Genomic DNA, 18,221 nt, shown 5'->3' with positions numbered 1-18,221 from the left:
CCCTTCGAAAAATGCACGGCTGACCCACTCTCGAAAGCCTAGTGCGAGCGCGGAGAGCCGCTGTCGGGTGGCTGCGCCTCCCGAATCGCTCCAGAAAGAGAAAGAATATGGGCCGTTGACTCGGTGGTGGGTCGGAGGCCTTTTGGGTGTGTTCGCTCCCCGCGAAGCGGCGACAAGAAGTTTGGAAGGGGGAGTCCAGAGGGGGAAACTTTTTCAAAAGTTTCCCCCTCTGGCCGCCGGAGGCATTCAATCAAAAGGGCCGCTACAAGCGGCCCTTTTGATTGGTCATTGTTCCTGTTGGCGGCAGACCTTTTTGCCTTCCTCGAGTTCGCGTTCCTTCTTGCGCATCTCGCGGCGCAGTTCGGCTTCGCGGTAGCGGCGCTTGGCGGTCTCGGTTTCGAGCTTGAGGGGCGGGACCTCGGCGGGTTTGCCGTTGTCGTCCAGGGCCACGTAGGTCAGGTAGGCGGAGTTGGTGTGGCGGACCTCGCCGGTGCGCAGGTTTTCGGCCTCCACGCGCACGCCGATCTCCATGGAGGTGCGGCCCACGTGGTTCAGGCTGGCCTTGAAGATGAGCAGCTCGCCCATGTAGGCGGGCTGTTTGAAGGCCATGCGGTCGATGGATACGGTCACGGTGTTGCTGCGCGAGTGGCGTTTGGCCACCACGCCTCCGGTCGTGTCCACGTGCTTGAGTATGACGCCGCCGTGCAGGTTGCCTGCGGGGTTGGCGTCCTGGGGCAGGACGAGGTGGGTCATGATCACCTCGGACTCTGCTGCGGATTTCGCTTTCATATCAGTCCTCTCTGGATTTTCCGTAGTGTACGCGGGCCTCCCAGACCAGTTTCCCGATCTTGCGGCCCAGGTCGGCCTGGCGCGTCTTCATCAGCGCCTCGGCCGCCTCCTGGTTGCCCTGCTGCTTGAGCAGGGTGGCGGATTCGAGATCGCGCAAGTGGCTCTCGCATTCCCGGATTATACCCGAAAGGTTCAGAGTTTCCAATTCCTTGGGCACACGAACGCTGCGCACTTTCTTGCTCATGAAGCCACCCCCCCGGAGGTTTTCATTGTGTCATTCAAATTGATGACAGAGCGTGGCGCGGCGGTCAAGGTCCGGATTGCGGGCCGTCCGGGACGTCGGCGGGGGGTGGCACAAGGCGGCTGATGGCGGTATGGTGCGTCCTGTCGGGCCGGATTTGGCGGCCCGGAATCCAAATCGGAGCCTGCATGGAATTTACCGATCATCCCACCGGCAAACGACTGGCGGCCCTGTCCCTGGCCGCGCTGGGCGTGGTCTTCGGCGACATCGGCACCAGCCCGCTGTACGCCCTGCGCGAGTGTTTTCACGGCGAATACGGCATCGCGGTCACCCCGGAGAACGTCCTGGGCGTGCTCTCCCTGATCTTTTGGTCGCTCATGCTCATCGTCTCGTTCAAGTACCTGACCATGGTCCTGCGCGCCGACCACGACGGCGAGGGCGGGGTGCTCGCCCTGACCACCCTGGTCAAACCGCGCAAGGAGAACATGACCAGGGGGGCCTGGTTCCTGGTCATTCTCGGCCTGTTCGCGGCCTGCCTGCTCTACGGCGACGGCATGATCACCCCGGCCATCTCGGTCCTGAGCGCCGTGGAGGGGCTCGGGCACATCACGCCCCTGTTCAAGCCGTACATCCTGCACATCACCCTGGCCATCCTGATCAGCCTGTTCCTGCTGCAACGCCACGGCACGGCCAAGGTCGGCACCCTGTTCGGTCCGGTCATCCTCATCTGGATGGCCAGTCTGGCCCTGATCGGCCTGCACCAGGTGGTCAGGACCCCGTCGGTGCTGGCGGCCGTCCTGCCCTGGCACGGCCTGCATTTTCTCATCGCCAACAAGCTGCACGGCTTCGTGGTCCTGGGCGCGGTCTTCCTGGTGGCCACCGGGGCCGAGGCCATCTACGCGGACCTGGGCCACTTCGGCCGCCGCCCCATCCGGCTGACCTGGTTTCTGGTGGCCCTGCCCGCCCTGCTGCTCAATTACTTCGGCCAGGGCGCGCACCTCTTGTCCACGCCCCAGGACGCCTTCCACCCGTTCTACGCCATCGTGCCCCGCTGGGCGATCATCCCCATGGTCATCCTGGCCACCATGGCCACCATCGTGGCCTCCCAGGCGGTCATCACCGGGGCCTTTTCCCTGACCTCCCAGGCGGTCCAGCTGGGCTACCTGCCCCGGCTGCGCGTGACCCACACCTCGGCCTCGCACAAGGGCCAGATCTACGTGGCCCCGGTCAACTGGCTGCTGATGGTCTGCACCGTGGGGCTGGTCCTGGGCTTCCGCACGTCCAGCCGCCTGGCCGCGGCCTACGGCGTGGCCGTGACCGCGAGCATGCTCGTCACCGCCACCCTGTTCTACATCGTCATGCGCAAGCGCTGGGAGTGGAAGCTGCCCGTGGCCGCAGGGCTCACGGCCCTGTTCTTCACCGTGGACTTCTCGTTCTTCGCCGCGAACATGACCAAGATCACCCATGGGGCATGGTTCCCCCTGGTCATCGCCCTGCTGGTCCTGGTGGTCATGCTCACCTGGGAGCGCGGCGGCGAGATTCTGGCCGAGCGCGCCCGGGGACTGACCAAGCCCCTGGACGAGTTCCTCAAGGGCATCGCCGACGACCCGCCCAAGCGCGTGCCGGGCCAGGCCGTGTTCCTGACCCGCAGCCACAACACCGTGCCCGTGGCCATGATCCAGAACCTGCGCCACAACAAGGTCCTGCATTCCGAAGTCTATTTCCTGAACATCCGCACCGAGCAGATCCCGCGCGTACCCAACTTCGAGAAGATCGAACTGGAGCGGTTCGGCTCGGGCATCCACCGGATCATCGCCCACTTCGGCTACATGGAGGAGCCCACCGTGGCCCTGATCTTCACCCTGTGCCGGGACAAGGGCGTGAACGTGGACATGAACACGGCCAGCTTCTTCCTGGGCCGCGAAAAGCTGACCATCGGCACCCCCCCGGCCATGGCCCGCTGGCGTTCCAGCCTGTATCTCTTCCTGTCCCGCAACGGCATGGACCCGGCGGCCTTCTTCGACATCCCCTCCGAACAAGTCATCGAAGTAGGGGCTCGGTTGCAGATATAGGGGCCTTACGCGGCTTCCGATAGCGGGCCATCTGCACATTTTTTCCGGCCGCTCCAATCCTCACGTAGGCGGCTACGCTGCGGTTGTCGCGGCCGGAAAAAATGCACAGCTGACCCACTCTCGAAAGCCTAGTGCGAGCGCGGAGAGCCGCTGTCGGGTGCTGGCGCACCCGAATCGCTCCAGAAGAGTGAAAACCGAAGGCCTTTGACCGATACAGGGGCGGAGGCCTTTTTTATTGGGTTCGCTCCCCGCGAAGCGGCGATAAAAAGTTTGGAAGGGGGAGTCCAGAGGGGGAAACTTTTCCAAAAGTTTCCCCCTCTGGCCGCCGGAGGCATTAAAAAAGGTCGCGGCCCGCTTGAGCGGGCCGCGACCTTTATTGATGGTCTCAGGGGTGGTTACATGACGCGGCAGCCGTCTTCGGTGACGAGGACCTGGTATTCCCAGCGGATGCCGCCCCAGGCGGGGTCGTAGAGGCCGGGTTCGACGGTGACGACCATGCCGGGTTCGAGTTTGCCCTGGCCCGCGCGGGACAGGGAGGGCGGTTCGTGGGTTTCGAGTCCCACGCCGTGTCCCAGGCCGTGGGTGAAGAGGGCCTCGACGCCGTCCTTTTCGAAGACGGCGTAGGCGGCGCGGTAGGCGTCCACGCAGGACAGGCCGGGGCGGATGATGTCGATGGCGGCCTGTTGGGCGGCGCGCACCTGGGCCATGGTCTTTTGAAAGCGGTCGGACGGCTTGTCGCCCACCCAGAAGGTCCGGGTCTGGTCCGAGTTGTAGTCGAGCAGGCGGCAGCCGGTGTCGATGAGGACCATGTCGTTCTCGCGCAGTTTGGTGTCGCCGGGGATGCAGTGGGGCAGGGCGGCGTTGGGGCCCACGCCCACGATGGTCGAGAAGGCCAGTCCCTGGGCCCCGTGTTCGCGGAAGAATTTCTCCACCAGCCAGGCGATCTCCTTTTCGGTCCGGCCGGGGACGAGCTCGCCCTCGATGTATTCGAAGAGCTCGTGGTTCAGGCGCATGGAGGCGTCCATGCGCCGGATCTCGTCCTCGTCCTTGATGATCCGCAGGGACTCGACGATGTTCTCGGTGGAGATCAGGGTGAAGTGTTCGGCCAGCTTGTCGTAGTCGAAGAGGTGCAGGGCCTTGGGCTCGAAGCCCAGGGTGTCGATGCCGCGCCCGTGGAGGAACGCGGCGATCTCCTCGTGCTTGCGGGCGGTGTAGATGCCCAGGTCGTTCTCGTCCCAGACCTTGCGGGCCGCGTCCAGGTAGCGGGGGTCGGTGAACAGGCAGTCCCGGTCCGGGGTGACGACGAGCCAGCCGGACGATTCGTTGCACTGGGCGTCATGCAGCTCGAAGCCGCTCAGGTAATACCGGTTGGCCGCCAGGGACACGAGCATGGCGGACAGGCCGCGGGCGCGCATCTCGCTCTTGAGCTCCTCGCGGCGTTTTTCATAGACGGATGTATTCATGATGTTCAATCCACTGTGTAGGTTTTTTCGGGGGTGCCGAGGACCATGCGCTCGGCCCACTCCACGCCCTGCATGACCGAGTGGTCCATGTTGGACACCTCGTACTTCCAGCCGCCGAAGCGGCCGCGGGAGTGGATGCGCAGGGCTTCCAGGCCCGGTTGCAGGATGCGCAGCGCCTTGTCGCGCGTCAGGCTCGGCACGGGATAGCCGTAGTCCACGGCGATCTCCCAGCGGCTCAGGATGTCGTCCACCCCGTCCCCGCGCAACAGGGCGGAGTTTACCAGACCCCGCACGGTGCGGTCCATCAGTTCGTGGACGTTTTCCGGCTTGTGTTTCGAGAAGGAGGTCTCGCACATGAGGGCCAGCTGTTCGCCGGGCCGGGCCACGTTGTCGGGCGAGTAGTTGTGGAAGTTGGTCACCCGGTAGAAGGGGCTGTCGCTGTCCGGGAAATACATCCAGCAGCGGGTGTCGGGCGCGGCGCCGGGCTCTTTGTCCAGGCCGATGCCGGCCACATATACCGAGTTGTGGTCGAGGCCGTCCGCAGCGTCGCGCAGGGCGTCGGGCGCGTCGACGAGCCAGTCCCGGACCAGGAGGTCCAGGGGCGCGGTGTTGAGCAGGGTTTCGTATTCCACGGTCAGCCCCTGTTCCGTGGTGACGGTCTTGGCCTTGGCGTCGATGCGGGCCACGGACTGGCCGTACTCGATGCGGTCGGCCACCCGACCGGCCAGGCGGCGGAATATTTCGCCCGTGCCGCCGTGGAGGGGGAACCTGAAGGTGTTGTTCGGGCCCCAGGCCACGTCGTCGCGCTCCTGAATGATGTTGCGCAGGACCATCTTCAGGTCCACCACCGAGACCCGCTCGCCGATCCAGCCGAACTGCATCAGCTCGGGCGGGGTGGCCCAGACCTTGAAGTTGTACGGGTTCATGAAGTGGCGGGCGATGCCCCGGCCGAAGACGGTGTCGATCCACCGGGCGAAGTTCTCGGGCGGGGTCGTCGGGCGGTTACCGGGCAGCAGCCCCTCCACGCATTCCCAGCGGGCGTCCTTGGGCAGGTGGCGGATGTTGTTCTGGAACGGGTAGGGCACCCAGGTCCCGTTGGAGCGGACCCAGGACTCGCGCTGGTGCTCCAGCCGCTCGGCCCCGAGCAGGGAGTCCATGAGCGCGTCGAAGTAGGCGTAGTGGGAGAAGACCACGTGGCCGCCGATATCCCAGGTGAAGCCGTGGTCGTCGCGGAAGCTGGCGGCCAGGCCGCCCGCGTAGGGGTTGCGTTCGAGGACCAGGAAGTCGGCGACGCCGAGCTCCCGGAGCCGGTGGGCCGCGCCCAGGCCCGTGGGGCCCGCGCCGATGATCAGGTAGGTGGTTTTCACTGTGCGCCCTTTGTTGCGATGCCGCGATGGCAGTTTGTTCCGGTCCGGGGAACCGTATCAAGTTTGGTGCCAGCCCGCACCTTCCGCGTCAACCCCGCGTGGACGGGGGCTATTCCCAGCCCTTGGAAATAATAATTCCCCGCGACCGTCATCCCCTTGCCAAGCGCGGGTCCGAAGCTTACCTTGAAGCCATGACCAGGAAATTCGATCCGGAACTGTTGTATGTGGAATGTCACCGCTGCGGCCAGCCTATCCTCTGGAAGCGCGGCATGACCACGAAGCTCCTCAAATTGGCCAAGATCGATCCGTCCACCCTGGATGAGCGGTGCGTGATCCTCTCGGAGGGGTGCCCCGGCTGCGTGCCCGACGAGACCACCTTCACCACCCAGGTCATTCGCCTGAACCGGGAAAAGGACGAGCGGACCTCCATGCCGGCAGTGGCCAACTAGGACAGGCCGACATGCGGCGTGAAAAGCGCCTGTATTCCGTGTAACCGACCGGAATACAGGCGCTTTCGCTTTTTTTACGTGGACCGTGTCCCGCCCGGTCCGGTCCGGTCCGGGGCGAACAACCCCCTGTCCGCTTTTGCTTGTCGTTTACTGCCCGATCAGATGCCATTCTTCCCCGGAGGGTGTTTCGCGCCCCTCGGCCGCCGTATTTTCTTTGTACGCAACATCCTTGATTCGCAGGACAAGGTGAAACCGGCTCGCGGACGGCGGGGGCATCCCGGCCCGAAACGTCCGTCAAGCCGTTTTTTCATACCTCCCGGCTCCGCTCGGTACCCGATCGCCTCCCGGCCGAAAACCCGGGGCTATGCTCCTTCGCAAGCCCGGGGCGCGTCCCCGAAAACCAAGGAGCCGAGCAGACATGAGCATAGCCACCCCAGCGATCACCAATTTCACGGCGGGCGAGATATCGCCGAGGCTGGAGGGGAGGACCGACCTCTCCAAGTACTTCAACGGGTGCCGCACCCTGCTGAATTTCCACGTCCATCCCCATGGCGGGACCTCGCGGCGGGCCGGGTTCCGGTTCGTGGCCGAGTCCCTGGGCCAGGCCAAGCCGGTCCTGCTCATCCCCTTCGAGTACAGCGCGGGGCAGACCTACGTGCTGGAGTTCGCCGAGGACGCGGCCGGGCAGGGGCGCATGCGCGTCTTTTCCGGCCACGGCCTGGTCCTGTCCGACGGCGCGCCCTACGTCCGGGACATCCCCTACACGGCCGACGAGTTCGACGAGCTGGACTACGCCCAGTCTGCCGGTTCGCTCATCCTGGTCCACCCGGACCACCCGGTGCGCGAGATGGTCCGCGTGGACCACGACGACTGGACCCTGGAGGAGATGACCTTCCTGGGACAGCCCGAGGCCTGGGGGGAGAACGACTATCCCTCGGCCGTGTGCTTCTACGAGCAGCGGCTTGTCCTGGCCGCCACGCGGTCCCGCCCGGCCACCCTGTGGCTGTCGCGCACCGGGGAGTTCTCCGACTTCCGGCTGAGGACCCGCGAGGTGCCCCTGGACGGCTGGCGTGACCTGGAGATCGCCGACGCCAACGGCGACGGGCTGCGCGACGGCAAGGCCGGGGACAACGTGCTCCTTCTGGCCGGGAACGGGTTCGAGGCCCGGGACGCCCTCAAGGGGCAGCACCCGGACGGTTCCACCCGGTACTATCGCTACAAGGGGACTGGGAACTACGCCACCGTCAACAGCAACGTCACGCTGACCTTCGCGGCCGAGCCCGGCGCCAACCAGCTCGAGGCCATATGGGACGAGGACGGCGTGCTCGACGACGCGGCCTGGGACTGCTTCGGGGTGGGCGACCGGACCGACGGCCCGGCCGGGGCGGAGCCGCTGGAGGACGACGCCATCGAGGTCACCCTGTCCGGCCGCCAGGCCAACGCCATCGAATTCATCGTTCCGCGCCGCGCCCTGTGGATCGGCACGGCGGGCGGCGAATGGACCCTGAGCGCCTCGTCCAGCGACCCGCTCACCCCGTCCAACGTCAAGGCCGCCCAGGAGGGCACCGGCGGGGCGTCCGGCGTCCGGCCCGAGGCCGTGGGCTTCGCCGCCCTGTACGTCCAGCGCGCCGGGCGCAAGATCCGCGAGATGTCCTACCGCTACGAGTCCGACGCCTACGTGTCCAAGGACCTGACCCTGCTCTCGGAGCACATCACCGAGGGCGGGCTGACCCAGCTGGCCTACGTCCAGGAGCCGGACTCCATCCTGTACGGGGTGCGCGGTGACGGCATCCTGGTGGCCCTGACCTACGTGCCGGACCAGGAGGTGGCCGCCTGGTCGCGCATCGTCACCGACGGCGTGGTGGAGCGCGCGGCCTCGGTCTACAACGACGCGGAAAAGCGCGACGAGCTGTGGATCACCGTGTTGCGCACCGTCAACGGGGAGACCCGCCGGTACGTGGAGTACCTGGAGCGCCCCTTCGAGGGGACCATGGAGGACGCCTTTTTCGTGGACAGCGGCCTGACCTACCGGGGGGAGCCCGCGTCCGGCCTGTCCGGGCTGGCTCACCTGGCCGGGCGGACCGTGTCCGTGCTGGCCGATGGGGCCGTGCAGGCGGACCGCACCGTGTCCCCGGATGGCGCCCTGGTCCTGGACAGGCCCGCCTCGGTGGTCCACGCCGGGCTGCCCTACCGCTCCGTGCTGCAGCCCATGCGTCTGGACGCGGGCAGCCAGCGGGGCACGGCCCAGACCAAGAGGAAGCGCATCACCAAGGTGGCCGCCCGCTTCCACGACACTCTGGGCGGCCTCATCGGGCCGGACGAGACCCGGCTCGAACCCGTCTACTTCCGCTCCCCGGCCACGCCCATGGGCCAGTCCCCCGGCCCGTTCCGGGGGGACAAGATCGTCAATTTCCCCAAGGGCTGGGACCGCGACGGGCTGCTGACCATCGTGCAGGAGCAGCCCCTGCCCATGACCGTGCTCATGATCGTTCCGGAGCTCGTCATCAATGAATAACCAACGAACAACCGGGAAAACCCCCAACCATAAAGAGAGGATAACCATGGGAAACACCGCTTCTCCCCAGATGTTCCAACAGGGACTCTCCCTGTTCGACGACGTCACCGACTTCCTGGGCGAGCGCAACAGCGAAAAGGGTGCGTCCGATAGGGCCGAGGCCCGCGCGGGGCTCATCGAGACCGATGCCGCTGGCACGGCCCACGACCTGCGAAGGCGGGCCGAACAGGACGCCGCCAGGCTTCGGGAGGACCGGGAGCACTCGCGCTCCCTGGACAACGCCCGCTGGGGCGGCTCGGGGCTGGCCATGTCCGGGTCCACGGCGCTCGTCCGGGACGCGAACCGGCTCAAGGACCGCCAGGACGAGGAGGACGTCCTCGTCGAGGGCGAGCGGAACGCCCGTTCAGCCCTGAACTCCGCCCGCAACCAGGCGAACATGCTGCGCATCAACGAGGGCGGCTCGGCCGACAGGTCCATCCTGTCCCTGGGCTCCAAGATCTACGGGAGGAGCCGGGCATGACCATCGCCTCAACCGAAACCAAGGTCATCTACGGCGGCAACGGCTCCACCAGCGCCTTCGCCATCCCGTTCATGTTCCTGCGCAACGAGGACATCCGCGTGCTCCTCGTCGATGCCGAGGACGTGGCGTGGGTCCAGTCCGAGGGCACCGACTACGTCCTGTCCGGCGTCGGCGAGCAGACCGGCGGCGCCCTGACCATGGGCCTGCCGCCCGAGGCGGGCCAGACCCTGGTCATCCGCCGCGAACCGGCCATGGTCCAGGAGGTGGACTACGTGGAGAACGACGCCTTTCCGGCCGCCACCCACGAGGCCGCCCTGGACAAGCTGACCATGATCTGCCAGGCCCTGGCCGAGAAACTGGACCGGGCCCTGACCTTCCGGGTCTCCTCGGCCGTGACCGGGGTGAACCTGCCCGAACCCGATGCGGACCGCGTGCTGGCCTGGAACGGGACCGGCGACGACCTGGTCAACAAGGACGTCGTCGCCCTGGGCCTGGTGACCACGCCCGTGCCCATCAGCCAGGGCGGGACCGACGCGGACAATCCCACCGAGGCCCTGTTCAACCTCGGCTTCGGCGCGGTCGGCCTGACCGTGGCCGGGTGCGAGGAGGAGGCCGAGGCCCTGGCCGCCATCGGGGCGGAGCCCGCGGACGCGGCCATCCTCAAGGGCGACGTGCCGTGCCTGTTGCGGGCCGTGTACGGCGACGAACCCCAGGCCCACGCGGGCAGCGACCTGTCCGGGCTCACCGTGGCCCGCAACCACGTGGTCTGGACCCTGACGGCGGACAGCGCCTTCTCCGATGCGGCCCTGCCCTACGACGGGACCTACGTCTTCCACGTCTATCCCGCCGGGCACGGGCTGGTCCTGGCCGCGAGCTACAAGAGCGACGGCTCACTGCCGTCCCCCGATCCCGACGCCGGAGAGGTCCGCATCGTCGTGGAACAGTACAATGCGAGAAAAACCATTTTGTCCCTGCAAAATGTGGAGGCCTGACCATGCTGACCCCCAAGGAATCGGGCGTCGGAGGGAATGGGGTTTATCCCGAGACCTTACGATATTCGGCCCTGTGCGAATCCGGGTTTTCCTCCAGCGGAGCGGTGGCCGCCGACGCGACAATGGCGCTCGGTTGGAAGCCCACGGAGGTTGACAGCGCCTTCCCCCTGTGCGACCCGACTCATCACTACCTGCTGACAATTCGCAAGGCCGGGGACACCGTCACGGTCTGGAAGCAGGACGTCGAGTTGGGAAATCACGCCACCACCGCCGCGACCTACGCCGAGCTGCTGACCGAAACGCTCATTCGATACACCGGTGCTGTGAACGGATACGTCTCGCGGCTGGTCATTGTCGAAGCCGCGCTGGACCATACGACATTCTATCGGCAATCCCCCCCCGTTCCGGGGCTGTGGGTGCCAACCACTTTATAAATAAGGAGCATTATATGCCTGTTGGATTTTCAACCACCGTCCGGAACGCCCTGCTGGACCGGATCGTCGAGCTGATCGACGCCGACGAGGCCGCCGGAGCGCTGAACTTCTACGACGGCACGCAGCCGAGCAACGGCGGCGCGACAACGAACCTGTTGTGCACGGCCCCGCTGGCCTATCCCTGCGCGGAGGCAACGGCCGCCGCCGCGAGCCTGTCCCTCACGGCTCCCGCCGCAGTGCTGCCGTCCACCGCCGGGACCGCCACCTGGGCCAGGCTGACCACGAACGCGGGCACGTTCATCGCGGACCTCTCCGTGGGAGAGACCGGCAGCGGAGCGAACATCATCATCGGAGACGCCGATCTCGCGACGTCAGTGGCCGTGGACATCCAGTCCATCACCCTGACCGCCGGCAATGCCGGGGTGGTCTAACATGGTCACGCTGACACCCGTCACCGACTGCCGGACCGTGCTTGTCCTGCGGGCCGGTCCGGCCCACCGGGAATACGGCGATCCCTACGAGGTCGCGGCAACCATCATCCTGAAGCGCGGGGCGGCCTACGTCATGGGCATGTCCGGCTGTTTCCAGCGCGCCTACCTGACGGAGGGCGCATTGATCCTGCGGGCCCGCTTCGGCGTGCGCCGCCTGGAATGGGAGCGCAGGCACGGCAAGCGGATCAACCGCGTAACCATGGCGTTGGCCAGTTAGGAGGCAGCATGGAATTACTGATCGCAATGGAGGCCCGCAACGGCTACCTGGCCGGGGACGTCCTCGACGTCAAACCGGATGGTTTCCCGTGGGGGGACGAGGAGCACCTTGCCGGGAAGGCGTCCTTCCTGGTGACGACCGCGCCCGAAGCCCTGTCGCGGGAGGAGCTGATCCAACCCGTGGTCAACCTGTATCAGGATGAAGGCACGGGCGATCCGCTGTCGGTGGAGACGCTCTACAAACGGCGGTATTACATCGATCTGGCGCAGATTCCGCAGGAGACCATCGACCGGCTTCTGTCCGTGTCCTGGGAGGTCCTGTCGGCGGACGGCCTGCTGAGGAGCAGAGTGTAATGGCAACCATCACGACAACCATCAAGCCCGCGGGCGGGGGCGACTACACCAGCCTCGCCGCGTGGGACTACGCCGAGGCGGCCAACCTGGTCGGGGCGGGGAATACGCACGTCGCCGAGTGTTACGGCGGCGGCAATCTCGGACCCGTGACCCTGTCGTCCTGGACGACCGATGCGGCCAACAGGCTGGTCATCCAGGCCGCCGACGGCGAGCGGCATATGGGTGTGTACGACGAGGCTTACGCCTACGCCTCCGACAGCGGCAATCTGCTGCTGGCGGACCAGGCGGGCCTCGGCTGTCTGGATATTATCGGTTTGCAGTTCAATAAAACCGGAGGATCGTATTCCAACGGCATATATCTGCGCAGCACGTCCACATATATAGACAAATGCATATTCAAAGGCCCGGGCGGCGACTCCACGGGGGTCTGCGGCATCAACGGATCGCAGGATACCGCCACGCCCTCGTTCATAGTGACCAACACGATCTTCTATGACTTCACGGCAAGTTCCAACGCGTACACCGCCGGCATCAGGACGCAGACCGTGTCCGACGCCACGCTCTACAACTGCACGTTCATCAACTGCAGATACGGCCTCCGGGCGGATTCCGGCACCCCCCTGGTCAAGAACTGCATCTTCCGCTCCGCGCCGATCACGGGGACGCTCGATGCCGCGTCCGGCAACAACAGCACGTCCACCGGCATCGTCTTCGCCGATTACGACAATGACGACTTCGCGCTGGACGCCACGGACACCGTGGCCCGCGACACGGGGGCCGACCTGGCCGCCGACGGGACGTGGGCCTTCTCCGACGACATCCTGGGCGCCGTCCGGGAGTCCGGCAACTGGGACATCGGCGCGTTCGAGTACGTTGCGCCCGGCGGGAACAACGACGCCGTCGTCACCCTCGACGTGGCGGACGTCGTCGTCGCCCTGACCGCCGACGCCAACGCCCCCAATGCGGCCGTGGTCACGTCCGGCGTCGAGGGCATCGACATGTCCGTCACCGCGTGGCTGATCGCGCAGGGCCTGGCCGTCCACACCCTGCTGGACTTCTCGGACGCGGCCGATCTCGGCCACGACGCGTCCGGCAACGGCCACGACTGGACCCTGACCGGGGCCCGTCAGTCCGTGGACACGCCGACCAGCAACCACGCCACCCTGAATCCCATCAGGGGATTCGTCGGCAGCACCACAGGCACCCTGAGCGACGGGAACCTGACCTTCCGGTGCTATCCTAGCGAGGTCAACCGAAGCGTCTTCGGTACGGCGACGGCCGACTTCCCGTTCTACTTCGAGGTGGGCGACCCCAACCTCGGCATAGTGTACAAGACCTTCGGGGTGGCGTCCGCCGCCGCCTCCGGGCAGGAATACGGGTACGTGGTCGGCAACTTCGCCGGGTCCTGGGGGTTCCGCGTGCAGAGCGCCTCCTCGTTCCTCAAATACGCGGAGGGCGTCGGCGGGACCGACACCGGATACGCCGGGCCCTTTGCCGCGGGCGACGTCTTCGGCGTGGCCGTGGACCCGTCGGCCGGGAAAATGTGGGTCCGCCACAACGGCGCGTGGATCCTCGGCGGCAATCCAGCGACCGGGGAAAATCCCACCCTGACCTTTGCCCCGCAGTCGGTGGTTCCCGGGGTGGGCGAATACAACGGCGGCTACGTGTCGGTGGACTTCGGGCAGCACGGGTATGCGTACGCCCCGCCGGACGGGTTCCTCCCGCTGTGCGACGCCAGCAGACCCGAGCCCGCCGTCCTCGACACGTCGGCCCATGTGCTCGTGACCACGTTCACGGCCCCGGCCGGAGCACCCCGGGCCATCACCGTTGGCTGGGACGCGGAGCACACGGATTGGGGCCTGCGCCTCAAGAACCTGGATGCCGACGAGAACTGGCGGTACATCTCCACGGTCGCGGGGCTCGGGTACTCGAACGACGCCTATGCCTCGGCGAGCGGCGCCCCGAGGGTCGCACTGACCACCCCCCTGTCCGCGTCCGGCGGCGTCATCACCATTCCGGCGGACCTGCTCACGGACGGGGACACCTATGCCGTGGAGGTCCTCCGGGTCGGCCCGAAATCCGGCTTCGACATCGTGACCTACACCGGCACCGGGGCGGTGCGCACCGTGGTCCACGGTCTGGGGTCGGCCCCCTTCGCGGTCCTGATCATGCCCAACGACGCGACCGCCCACCCGTGGGTGTTCAACACCGACGCCCTGGGCTGGGGCACGAGCCTGGCCGCCCTGGCGACCGACGCGGCCACCACCTCCGCCACCTGCTGGAACGATACCGCGCCCACCGACGTGGGCGTGACCGTGGCCACCGACGCCGCGCTCAACGCGAGCGGGGACGCCTACCAGATGTGGGTCTGGGCGGACGCGGGAGTGTACCGGGAGATCGACTACACCGGGTCCGGCACCACCGGAGCCGGGGGCGCGGTCGCCCACCTGGGCGGGACGCCCGAGGCGGTCCTGTTCCTCAAGGACGCCGCCGGGGCGTACCATTGGCCCGTGCACTGGGCCGTGCGCTCGGCGAGCAACCCCGTGGACGAATACGTCAACTCCGACGTGTACAGTGCCGAAGCGGCGGACGACAAGATGGACTTCCTGTCCAACGGGTTCAAGATCATCCAGTCCGTGACCAACGGCTACAATGTGGGCGGCCACCGGCACGTCGGCATCGCCGTGGCCGGGAACGAGAAATACCGAAACGGTTATTAAAGGAGCATCATCATGTGGAGATACAATGACGGAACCATCCGGCGGACGCCCCCGGCCCGCGTCGAATACGACGGCTACGTCCGCGACTTCGCGGACCTGACCCCGGCCCAGCGCGACGAGCTGGGCTACAACGAGGCCATGCCCCTCAAGCGCGCGCCGTTCACCGTCTACCAGACCGAGTGGGTCAAGGGCGAGGACCTGGTCTGCCGGGAGACGGCGGTCAGCGCCGTGGTGGACGAGGCGGCCCGGGACGCGGCCGAGGCCGAGGCGATGCGCATGGAGCGCGACCGGCTGCTTGTCGCGAGCGACTGGACCCAGCTGGCCGACACCCCCTTGACCGACGGGGAGAAGGCGGCCTGGGCGGCCGTTCGCCAGTCCCTGCGCGACGTGCCCCAGCAGGCCGGGTTCCCGGCCGTCGTGACCTGGCCCGAGATGCCCGGAGCCTAGGCAACGAATCCCGCAGCCATCCCCATCTTCCCACCTCGACCGGGTGCGTCCCTTCCGGGGGGCGCACCCCCTTCCACGACGGATCGTCGGTGGCGAATCAAGTCGCCCGACAATCGCCGCGCAGCGGCAATGAATTTCTGATTGTTCCCCCTAAGGGGCGGTCAGCAAAAGAATCTCATCCCGGAAGTCCGGGTAGCGCGCGGCCAGGTCGGCCCGGAGGCCGTGGGCGTAGTCCGCGTATTCGAAGCCGGGGGAGACGGTGCAGCCCATGAGCGCGAAGTCCGCGCCCGGCAGCAGACGCAGTCCCTGCCAGGAGCCGCGAGGGACCGTGATCTGCGGGCGTTGTCCGGCGAGGACGTCGTTGCCCAGGACCAGGGTCTCGCCCGACCCGTCCGGGTGGAGCTGGAGCATGCGGCACGGCCCGCCCGCGTAGAAGTGGAAGGTCTCGTCGGATTGCAGGCGGTGCATGTGCGAGTACGTCTCGGGGGTGAGCAGGTAGTAGATGGCCGTGCCGTGGCGGCGGGGGCCGTCGTAGCGGGAGGGCAGGACCTCTTGGGGAAGGGTCTCGTCGGCCCGGTGGGTCTCCCGGAACCAGCCGCCCTCCTCGGGGTGGGGCGTCAGGCCCAGGCACTCGATGATTTCCCTGGCGGTGGGTGACATGGGGCTAGCCGTTGTAGTGCGGCGGCGGCACGTCCACCGGTCCGGCGTGTTCCATCTCCTCGTCCATGGCCCGGACCTTGCGGGCCAGCCGCTCCACGAGCCGGGTCAGGTCATCGATCTGCTTCTGCTGGTCGAAGAGCTGGTCGCTCAGTTTCTCCATGGTCCGGTCCTGGAGGGCGATGAGGCTCTCCAGCCGTTCTATCCTGTCGTCCATGCGGTCCTCCTTGGGAAAGACGAGTATGCGCCATGGGCGCGGTGTTGGCAACGGGGCGCGGGGCCGGTCGGGCCCGGGGATCAGGCCCGGTTGGTCAGGTACACGCCGGTGATGACCATGGCCCCGCCCACGCCCAGGGAGAGATGCACGGGTTCGCCCAGGACCAGGAAGCCGGTCAGCACGGCGAAGGCCGGGACCATGTTGATGAAGATGCCCGCCCTGGACGCGCCGATGACGCTGATGGCCCGGTAGTACCAGTAATAGGCCAGGGCCGTGGCCAGGAAGCCGAGGAAGACCACGCATCCCCAGTCCACGGGCCGGACGCGGCCGAGGTCCGCGATGAGCCCCTGGGCCAGGGCGGCGGGCAGGAGCATGAGGGTCCCGGTGAAGCTCGACCAGGCCACGGACGAGAGCGGGGGCAGCCGCTTCATGACCGCGCGCCCGCCCATGGTGTAGGCGGTCCAGCTGGCCACGCAGCCGAGGATCATGAAGTCGCCCCGGCTGACGCCCCCGGACAGCAGGGCCAGGGGATTGCCGTCGGCGATGACCACGGACACGCCCACCAGGGAGACGAGGGCCCCGAGGATGCGCAAAGGCCCGAACCTCTCGCCGCAGAACAGGGCCGAGATCAGGGCGATGCACACCGGGGTGCAGGCCACGATCAGGGCGGCCCGCCCGGCGGGGATGCTTTGCAGGCCGGTGAAGAAGAAATAGCTGTAGGCGAAGACCCCGGTGGCCCCGAGGAAGGTCACGGGCAGGATCTGGTCGCGCCGGAGCCGCGGCCAGCGCCCCTCGGCCCGTCGGCACATGTACAGCAGGATGATCGAGGCCAGGCCGAAGCGCAGCAGGGCCGCGGTCATGGGGTGCACGGACTGGGCCAGGACGCGCCCGGCCACCCAGGTGCCGCCCCAGAGCATCATGCTGACGACCAGCAGGACGTAGGTGTAGGTCGGGGATTCCTTCATGGTCGGCAGGATATACGCGCGAACCCCCGAATTATCCACCCCCCGGCCCCTGTTTTTCCCGAACCCCGTCCTCGGGAGGGACGATGGCGGAGGTGTCGCGTCCGTCGCGGGGACCGGCTAGTCCTGGCCGTCGCCCTTGCGCGTCCCGGCGTACAGCTCGTATTCGAGCAGGCGGCACTCGATCTTGGCGTTCCAGAAGACGCGGCGGCGCTTGGTGCGCAAGCCCACGCACTTGGCCAGGTCCATGTTGCCGGTGAAGATGAACCCGGACTTGCCGCCGCAGCGCTGCTTGAAGAAATCGCCGATGGCCCGGTAGACGGCCTTGAGTTCGGCCTGGTCGCCCAGCCGCTTGCCGTACTCCGGGTTGAGCATGACCACGCCCGGTCCCTCGGGTACTTCGGTCCGGGTGAAGTCGCAGACCGCGAACTCGATGAAGTCGCCCACCCCGGCCAGCCGGGCGTTGTCGCGGGCCGCCTCGATGGCCGCCGGGTCGTGGTCCGTGGCGATGATCCGTCCCTTGATCTCCGGGACCTCCGCGTCCTCGGCCGCGCCGAGCAGGTCGTCCCAGGCGTCCGGGTCGTAGCCGACCACGTGCGTGAAGGCGAAGTCGTCGCGCAGCAGGCCGGGCGCGCCGTTCATGGCCATGAGCGCGGCCTCGATGGCCAGGGTCCCGGACCCGCACATGGGCGCGATGAAGTGGCCGCCCTGACGGGCCAGCTCGGGCCAGTTCGCGGCCAGGATGCAGGCCGCGGCCAGGGTCTCCTGCATGGGGGCCTTGTGCGGCCGCTTGCGGTAGCCGCGCCGGGGCAGCGGCTCGCCCGTGGTGTCCAGGTACAGGGTCGCCCGGTTCTCGCGCCAGTGCAGGAACAGGCAGACCCCGCTGGTCTCCGGCCCGGAGTCCGGCCGCGACCCGGTGCGCTCGGTGAAGCGGTCGGCCACCGCGTCCTTGACCCGCAGCCCGGCGAAGCGCGCGTCGTTGACCGTGGTGTCGCGGATGGACGCGTCCACCCGGAAATACCCGTCCGCCGGGATGTACGCTTCCCAGGGAATGGCCTTGACCTCGCGGTACAGCTCGTCCGCGTCAAAGGCCCGGAACCGCTTCAGCTCGAAGAGCACCCGGTGGCCCGTGCGCACCCACAGGTTCAGGCGCATGCAGTCGTTCAGCGAGCCGCGCACCTCCACGCCCGCGTCCAGGGGCGTGGCCTGGGAGAAGCCCAGCCCGGTCAGCTCGCCGTGCAGGTACTCGGGCATGTCCCTGGGGCAGGTGACCAGGATCGGGGCCGTGTCGGAAAATTTCGTCATGGATGCCTCG

19 protein-coding genes are annotated in these 18,221 nt (G+C 67.2%); 11 read left to right on the top strand and 8 right to left on the bottom strand.

The features are described from left to right. Positions 1–285: 285 nt before the first annotated feature. Complete coding sequence (locus DND132_RS09890) at positions 286–789, bottom strand: acyl-CoA thioesterase (protein WP_014322594.1); 504 nt, start codon at positions 787–789, stop codon at positions 286–288. A 1-nt stretch (position 790) separates the two neighbouring features. Next, positions 791–1,033: a hypothetical protein gene (locus DND132_RS09885; protein ID WP_014322593.1), complete on the bottom strand. Its 243-nt coding sequence runs from the start codon at positions 1,031–1,033 to the stop codon at positions 791–793. Positions 1,034–1,218: 185 nt separating this feature from the next. Between DND132_RS09885 and DND132_RS09880 the strand changes: the two genes are divergently transcribed. After that, positions 1,219–3,102: a potassium transporter Kup gene (locus DND132_RS09880; protein WP_014322592.1), complete on the top strand. Its 1,884-nt coding sequence runs from the start codon at positions 1,219–1,221 to the stop codon at positions 3,100–3,102. A 395-nt stretch (positions 3,103–3,497) separates the two neighbouring features. Here DND132_RS09880 and DND132_RS09875 read toward each other — a convergent pair whose 3' ends face one another. Then, positions 3,498–4,565, bottom strand: coding sequence for a M24 family metallopeptidase (locus DND132_RS09875; protein WP_014322591.1), 1,068 nt, complete (start codon positions 4,563–4,565; stop codon positions 3,498–3,500). A 5-nt stretch (positions 4,566–4,570) separates the two neighbouring features. Continuing rightward, positions 4,571–5,932, bottom strand: a complete 1,362-nt coding sequence (locus DND132_RS09870; RefSeq protein ID WP_014322590.1) for a protoporphyrinogen/coproporphyrinogen oxidase — start codon at positions 5,930–5,932, stop codon at positions 4,571–4,573. 269 nt (positions 5,933–6,201) lie between these two features. Between DND132_RS09870 and DND132_RS09865 the strand changes: the two genes are divergently transcribed. The 10 genes from DND132_RS09865 (at position 6,202) to DND132_RS09820 (ending at position 15,070) form a co-directional block, all read left to right on the top strand. Beyond that, positions 6,202–6,381, top strand: a complete 180-nt coding sequence (locus DND132_RS09865) for a hypothetical protein (protein ID WP_238528157.1) — start codon at positions 6,202–6,204, stop codon at positions 6,379–6,381. A 418-nt stretch (positions 6,382–6,799) separates the two neighbouring features. Further along, the gene (locus DND132_RS09860) at positions 6,800–8,896 is read left to right on the top strand and encodes a phage tail protein (protein WP_014322588.1); all 2,097 of its coding nucleotides are present in this window, start codon (positions 6,800–6,802) and stop codon (positions 8,894–8,896) included. Positions 8,897–8,942: 46 nt separating this feature from the next. Further along, positions 8,943–9,416 (top strand): hypothetical protein, encoded by a 474-nt coding sequence (locus DND132_RS09855; protein ID WP_014322587.1) that lies wholly within the window; start codon positions 8,943–8,945, stop codon positions 9,414–9,416. Beyond that, the gene (locus DND132_RS09850) at positions 9,413–10,408 is read left to right on the top strand and encodes a hypothetical protein (RefSeq protein ID WP_014322586.1); all 996 of its coding nucleotides are present in this window, start codon (positions 9,413–9,415) and stop codon (positions 10,406–10,408) included. The genes DND132_RS09855 and DND132_RS09850 overlap by 4 nt, the downstream gene beginning before the upstream one ends. A gap of 2 nt (positions 10,409–10,410) precedes the next feature. After that, positions 10,411–10,842 (top strand): hypothetical protein, encoded by a 432-nt coding sequence (locus DND132_RS09845; protein ID WP_014322585.1) that lies wholly within the window; start codon positions 10,411–10,413, stop codon positions 10,840–10,842. A 14-nt stretch (positions 10,843–10,856) separates the two neighbouring features. Then, positions 10,857–11,273 carry a hypothetical protein gene (locus DND132_RS09840; RefSeq protein WP_014322584.1) on the top strand — a complete coding sequence of 139 codons (417 nt, stop codon included), beginning with the start codon at positions 10,857–10,859 and terminating at the stop codon, positions 11,271–11,273. A gap of 1 nt (position 11,274) precedes the next feature. Next, positions 11,275–11,550, top strand: coding sequence for a hypothetical protein (locus DND132_RS09835; RefSeq protein WP_014322583.1), 276 nt, complete (start codon positions 11,275–11,277; stop codon positions 11,548–11,550). Between the two features lie 8 nt (positions 11,551–11,558). Next, positions 11,559–11,903: a hypothetical protein gene (locus DND132_RS09830; RefSeq protein ID WP_014322582.1), complete on the top strand. Its 345-nt coding sequence runs from the start codon at positions 11,559–11,561 to the stop codon at positions 11,901–11,903. Beyond that, a complete protein-coding gene (locus DND132_RS09825) occupies positions 11,903–14,623 on the top strand; it encodes a DUF7483 domain-containing protein (protein ID WP_014322581.1) in 2,721 nt (906 codons plus the stop codon). Before DND132_RS09830 ends, DND132_RS09825 begins: the two co-directional genes overlap by 1 nt. A gap of 12 nt (positions 14,624–14,635) precedes the next feature. Continuing rightward, positions 14,636–15,070 (top strand): tail fiber assembly protein, encoded by a 435-nt coding sequence (locus tag DND132_RS09820; RefSeq protein WP_014322580.1) that lies wholly within the window; start codon positions 14,636–14,638, stop codon positions 15,068–15,070. A 150-nt stretch (positions 15,071–15,220) separates the two neighbouring features. On the opposite strand, the gene DND132_RS09815 is transcribed toward DND132_RS09820, so the two are convergent. From DND132_RS09815 to DND132_RS09800, 4 genes are all read right to left on the bottom strand, one after another. Continuing rightward, the gene (locus DND132_RS09815) at positions 15,221–15,730 is read right to left on the bottom strand and encodes a cupin domain-containing protein (protein WP_014322579.1); all 510 of its coding nucleotides are present in this window, start codon (positions 15,728–15,730) and stop codon (positions 15,221–15,223) included. A gap of 4 nt (positions 15,731–15,734) precedes the next feature. Then, complete coding sequence (locus DND132_RS09810; protein WP_014322578.1) at positions 15,735–15,944, bottom strand: SlyX family protein; 210 nt, start codon at positions 15,942–15,944, stop codon at positions 15,735–15,737. Between the two features lie 80 nt (positions 15,945–16,024). Next, positions 16,025–16,909 (bottom strand): DMT family transporter, encoded by an 885-nt coding sequence (locus DND132_RS09805; RefSeq protein WP_014322577.1) that lies wholly within the window; start codon positions 16,907–16,909, stop codon positions 16,025–16,027. A 117-nt stretch (positions 16,910–17,026) separates the two neighbouring features. Further along, on the bottom strand, positions 17,027–18,211 hold the full coding sequence (locus DND132_RS09800; protein ID WP_014322576.1) for a THUMP domain-containing class I SAM-dependent RNA methyltransferase: 1,185 nt from the start codon (positions 18,209–18,211) through the stop codon (positions 17,027–17,029). Positions 18,212–18,221: the final 10 nt, after the last annotated feature.

Source organism: Pseudodesulfovibrio mercurii (assembly GCF_000189295.2).
Taxonomy (GTDB): domain Bacteria; phylum Desulfobacterota; class Desulfovibrionia; order Desulfovibrionales; family Desulfovibrionaceae; genus Pseudodesulfovibrio; species Pseudodesulfovibrio mercurii.
The sequence above is the reverse complement of the archived record's forward strand: the minus strand, read 5'-3'. Positions and strand labels throughout refer to the sequence as shown.

What these genes read in the sequence shown, in the direction of transcription:
- DND132_RS09815 (WP_014322579.1), bottom strand. Translation starts at nt 15,730, where the DNA reads ATGTCACCCACCGCCAGGGAAATCATCGAGTGCCTGGGCCTGACGCCC.
- DND132_RS09890 (WP_014322594.1), bottom strand. Translation starts at nt 789, where the DNA reads ATGAAAGCGAAATCCGCAGCAGAGTCCGAGGTGATCATGACCCACCTC.
- DND132_RS09800 (WP_014322576.1), bottom strand. Translation starts at nt 18,211, where the DNA reads ATGACGAAATTTTCCGACACGGCCCCGATCCTGGTCACCTGCCCCAGG.
- DND132_RS09865 (WP_238528157.1), top strand. Translation starts at nt 6,202, where the DNA reads ATGACCACGAAGCTCCTCAAATTGGCCAAGATCGATCCGTCCACCCTG.
- DND132_RS09810 (WP_014322578.1), bottom strand. Translation starts at nt 15,944, where the DNA reads ATGGACGACAGGATAGAACGGCTGGAGAGCCTCATCGCCCTCCAGGAC.
- DND132_RS09860 (WP_014322588.1), top strand. Translation starts at nt 6,800, where the DNA reads ATGAGCATAGCCACCCCAGCGATCACCAATTTCACGGCGGGCGAGATA.
- DND132_RS09850 (WP_014322586.1), top strand. Translation starts at nt 9,413, where the DNA reads ATGACCATCGCCTCAACCGAAACCAAGGTCATCTACGGCGGCAACGGC.
- DND132_RS09875 (WP_014322591.1), bottom strand. Translation starts at nt 4,565, where the DNA reads ATGAATACATCCGTCTATGAAAAACGCCGCGAGGAGCTCAAGAGCGAG.
- DND132_RS09845 (WP_014322585.1), top strand. Translation starts at nt 10,411, where the DNA reads ATGCTGACCCCCAAGGAATCGGGCGTCGGAGGGAATGGGGTTTATCCC.
- DND132_RS09855 (WP_014322587.1), top strand. Translation starts at nt 8,943, where the DNA reads ATGGGAAACACCGCTTCTCCCCAGATGTTCCAACAGGGACTCTCCCTG.
- DND132_RS09825 (WP_014322581.1), top strand. Translation starts at nt 11,903, where the DNA reads ATGGCAACCATCACGACAACCATCAAGCCCGCGGGCGGGGGCGACTAC.
- DND132_RS09885 (WP_014322593.1), bottom strand. Translation starts at nt 1,033, where the DNA reads ATGAGCAAGAAAGTGCGCAGCGTTCGTGTGCCCAAGGAATTGGAAACT.
- DND132_RS09835 (WP_014322583.1), top strand. Translation starts at nt 11,275, where the DNA reads ATGGTCACGCTGACACCCGTCACCGACTGCCGGACCGTGCTTGTCCTG.
- DND132_RS09805 (WP_014322577.1), bottom strand. Translation starts at nt 16,909, where the DNA reads ATGAAGGAATCCCCGACCTACACCTACGTCCTGCTGGTCGTCAGCATG.
- DND132_RS09820 (WP_014322580.1), top strand. Translation starts at nt 14,636, where the DNA reads ATGTGGAGATACAATGACGGAACCATCCGGCGGACGCCCCCGGCCCGC.
- DND132_RS09880 (WP_014322592.1), top strand. Translation starts at nt 1,219, where the DNA reads ATGGAATTTACCGATCATCCCACCGGCAAACGACTGGCGGCCCTGTCC.
- DND132_RS09830 (WP_014322582.1), top strand. Translation starts at nt 11,559, where the DNA reads ATGGAATTACTGATCGCAATGGAGGCCCGCAACGGCTACCTGGCCGGG.
- DND132_RS09840 (WP_014322584.1), top strand. Translation starts at nt 10,857, where the DNA reads ATGCCTGTTGGATTTTCAACCACCGTCCGGAACGCCCTGCTGGACCGG.